Genomic DNA, 3,075 nt, shown 5'->3' on the forward strand with positions numbered 1-3,075 from the left:
GTCGCCCGCTCTCCCGATCCCGGCCGCGCCCGCCGTCGCCGCGGCGCCCACGGGCCGCAGCCTGCCCGTCAGGTCGGAGGCGGTGGCGGCGGCCGCCAGCGGCGCGTAGCCGCTGAGCAGCCAGGAGCCCACGTTCATCGGAGACGTCGGCTTGAACACCCTGAGCATGTTGAGGAAGCGGGCGGGCCGCCCCAGGTCGTGGACGAGGGCCGCGAGCGACAGCGAGATCGCCCCGAAGGCACCGGCCTTGGCCGCGCGCCCGAGACCCGGCCGCCCGGTGGCCTGGGCACCGGCCGCCAGCGCCGAGGAACCGCCCGCGAGGCCGCCGAGGAACAGGTAGCCGGCGATGTCCGTCGGCTTCCAGGTGGGCTTGTTGAGCACGGGCTTGCCGTAGTACGAGGAGAACTTCGCCTTGGGCACCATGGGTTCCTCGCCACCGCGCCTGCGGCGCCTGTGCCGCCCGGCGGCCTTGCCCGTCAGCGCCTCCCTGCCCGGGCTCGTGCCCTTGACGCCCTCGCGCGTCACGTCCGAGCGGCTCATCGGGACCTCCCCAGGAAGCAGGCGGCCGCGCCCGCGGCCAGAGTCAGCGCCGCTGCGCCCGCGTAGCGCCACATCTGCGGCAGGTCACGCGTCGTCACGACCGGGTCGGGCGGCAGGCCGTACACCTCCGGCCGGTCCAGCAGGAGGAAGAAGGCGCCGTCGCCGCCGACGCCGTCGCCCGGGTCCTCGCCGTAGAGCCGCGCGTCGGCGACGCCCGCGTCGTGCAACTGGCCGACGCGGGCGGCGGCGCGCTCGCGCAACTCGTCGAGCGGCCCGAACTGGATGGAGTCCGTGGGGCACGCCTTCGCGCAGGCGGGCTCCATGCCGACGCCCAGACGGTCGTAGCACAGCGTGCACTTCCACACGCGGCCGTCGTCCTTGCGCTGGTCGATGACGCCGTAGGGGCAGGCGGGCACGCAGTAGCCGCAGCCGTTGCAGATGTCCTCCTGCACCACGACCGTGCCGAACTCCGTGCGGAACAGGGAGCCGGTCGGGCAGACGTCGAGACAGGCCGCGTGCGTGCAGTGCTTGCAGACGTCCGACGACATCAGCCAGCGCAGCTCCGTGCGTCCGTCCGCGGCGATCGGCGAGATCTCGCCCGCCGGCGCGGCCGGGGTGGCGGTGTCCGGCGGCGGGGTCGTCGCCCCGGGGCCCGGGGAGGCGGGGGCGACGCCGAGGCTCCCGGCCGCCGCGAAGATGTCGACGTCGCTGTGGTCGACGCCCGGCTCCTGGCCGCCGAGCGCCTTGCGCTGCTCGATGAACGCGACGTGGCGCCAGGTGTCGGCGCCGAGCCCCTGGGTGTTGTCGTAGGACATGCCGGTCAGTTCGATGCCGTCCTCGGGAATGGCGTTCCACTCCTTGCACGCCACCTCGCACGCCTTGCAGCCGATGCACACCGAGGTGTCCGTGAAGAACCCCATGCGCGGGGCGTGGTCCGGGTAGCCGGCGGCACCGCTCACGTCCGGCTGCGGCCCGTACAGCGTGGCACCGCCGGAACCGAGAACGACCGGCACGCCGCTCGAACCCGTCTCAGCCATCGTGACACCCTCCGTCGGCAACAAAGGCGGGGGCGCGGCCCCGGCACGTCGCTCCATGGGTAACCCCTGAGCGCGGTCGCAAACCAGACGTCCTCCGCGCGCGTCAGCCCTCCCGGCCCTCCCGGTCGCCCCGGCCGGCGCTCGCCTGGCCGTCGTCGCGGGCCCGCGTGCGCGCACCCGGCACCTTCGCGAGCAGCGCGGCGCCCGCGATCAGCAGGGCGAGCCCGGCGAGCATGCCGTAGAGCTGGGGTCCTGGCTTCGCGATGCCCGACGTGATGAGCAGGGCGGTGGCCGCGGCGGGCGGGTGGTAGGCGCCGAGCAGCGTCAGCACGAGGAGGGTGACGCCGACGCTCAGGGCCTGCGCGCCGATCTGCGTCCACGTGTCGTGCTGGGTGACGGCCACTGACGGATGGCTCCACAGGCCGAAGACGGCCAGGCACGCGAGTCCGCACGCGGTCGCCGTCGCGTGCCCGAGCACCGAGTTGCGCAGCTTGGCGCCCTCGGTGTCGGGGTGCGCGAGCACGACGTACGCGGTCGGGCCGAGCGTCGTCGTCAGCATGAGCAGGCCGGCCGCCCTGCCGATGGCGCCCACGGCGGCGAGCGCGGCGGCGGCCAGCACGAGCACCCGCAGCGCGGCCGTCAGGGTCGCGCGCCGGTCGGCGGGGGAACCCGTGAGCCCGCTCACCGGACGGCCCCGTGCGAGCGGTGCGCCGTACGGGCGCCTGTGGGTCCGCGCCGGGCGCACGCCCTGCCGGAGCGGATCGATGCGGAATCGGACATGCGTGGCTCCGTTCTTCTTGCGGTGGTTCCGCCCTCCTCGCGGTGGGTTGATCGCGCCGAACCGGGGGTCCCCGCCATCACGCGATCAACACCCGCGTACGGCTGTACGACGGCGGGCGGCCGTGGTGGTCAGCGCACGGGGCAGGCGCCGGCCGCGCCGTGACGGGCGGCCAGTTCCTCCAGCGGGGCCACCGGATCGGCGGCGAACAGCGACCGGCCGGCCGCCGTGCGCCGCGCGCGGACGGGCCCGGGCGCCGTGAGGGCGTCGAGCGAGCGGACCAGCGCCCACGAGTCGCGCGCGTAGTCGGTGAACCCCTCCCGCGCCATGCGCTTGACGCCCTCGCGCCCGTGCCCGGGAATGGGCCGGTAGCCGACGACCGGCACGCCGGCCGCGAGTGCCTCCAGCGCCGTCTGCCCCGCCGCGTTGTCCACGAGCGCGTGCGCACCGGCCAGCAGGCCCGGCATGTCGTCCGTCCAGCCGACGGCGCGTGCGCCCGGCACGCGCTCCACGTCACGGCGCAGCTCCGCGTTCCTGCCGCACAGGACGACCGGCTCGTACCCGGCGCCCGCCACCCACCGCGCGGTCCGCGCGATGTGCGTGCCGACGCCCCAGGCGCCCGCCGCGAGCGGCTCGGGACCGGAGGAGCACGCGACCGAACACCAGGCACCGATGTGGCGGGAATGCGGGCTGGTGGCGGGGAGAGGGGGGGGGGGGGGG

At 75.6% G+C, this 3,075-nt stretch carries 4 protein-coding genes; all 4 read right to left on the reverse strand.

Annotation, left to right across the window (positions count from 1 at the left end; genetic code table 11):
• Positions 1-540: NrfD/PsrC family molybdoenzyme membrane anchor subunit (gene nrfD, locus JFN87_RS32700; RefSeq protein WP_209346086.1), on the reverse strand; the 540-nt coding region annotated here is incomplete at its 3' end.
• Positions 537-1,577, reverse strand: a complete 1,041-nt coding sequence (locus JFN87_RS32705; protein ID WP_209346087.1) for a 4Fe-4S dicluster domain-containing protein — start codon at positions 1,575-1,577, stop codon at positions 537-539. The genes nrfD and JFN87_RS32705, both read right to left, overlap by 4 nt.
• A gap of 103 nt (positions 1,578-1,680) precedes the next feature.
• Positions 1,681-2,262, reverse strand: coding sequence for an HPP family protein (locus JFN87_RS32710; RefSeq protein ID WP_307865685.1), 582 nt, complete (start codon positions 2,260-2,262; stop codon positions 1,681-1,683).
• A 224-nt stretch (positions 2,263-2,486) separates the two neighbouring features.
• On the reverse strand, positions 2,487-3,075 hold a 589-nt coding region (locus tag JFN87_RS32715), incomplete at its 5' end, for a glycosyltransferase family protein (protein WP_504739802.1).

Origin of the sequence: Streptomyces montanisoli, assembly GCF_017813245.1 — a bacterium.
GTDB lineage: Bacteria > Actinomycetota > Actinomycetes > Streptomycetales > Streptomycetaceae > Streptomyces > Streptomyces montanisoli.

Bases quoted from the DNA above. Each gene is read 5' to 3' on its own strand.
- JFN87_RS32705 (WP_209346087.1), bottom strand. From the start codon at position 1,577: ATGGCTGAGACGGGTTCGAGCGGCGTGCCGGTCGTTCTCGGTTCCGGC.